The sequence below is a fragment of the Mycobacterium sp. P2_H7 genome, assembly GCF_056403275.1.
Map to the genome: position 1 here is coordinate 1 of NZ_JBFUFU010000083.1, position 366 is coordinate 366.

A 366-nucleotide genomic window follows, 5' to 3' on the forward strand; every position below is an offset into this window, starting at 1 on the left:
GGTGAGCACAGTCCGGACTTCGGCCGCCTTGCAGGCCGAGAGTATGTTGGCGGCACCTGCGGTGAAGTTCATCATCGCCGGGACCTTGCCCGCCGACATGACGCCGAGCAGCGCGGCGCAGGCGCCGTTGGCGTTGGGCAGCATGATGCCCAGCGTCTGCTGGTCGGCATACATGTTCTGGAACTTCTCGCCGAGCACGGCAACGGCCGTCAAAAGCTTGCCGTAGCTAAGCGAACCGGTGACCGGATCCTCGACGGCGAGCTGCTTCATGCCGCGTTCGTTGGCTGTCTGGATGATCTTTTCCAGCACGGTCTTGTCGATGTCCTGGGTGCGGAAGACGAGATCCGACATCACCTGGTAGAGGGC

General features: G+C 62.8%; 1 protein-coding gene. It reads right to left on the minus strand.

The window, feature by feature from the left end; genetic code table 11:
* On the minus strand, positions 1–366 hold a 366-nt coding region (locus tag AC1DY7_RS31455; protein WP_477497671.1), incomplete at both ends, for a hypothetical protein.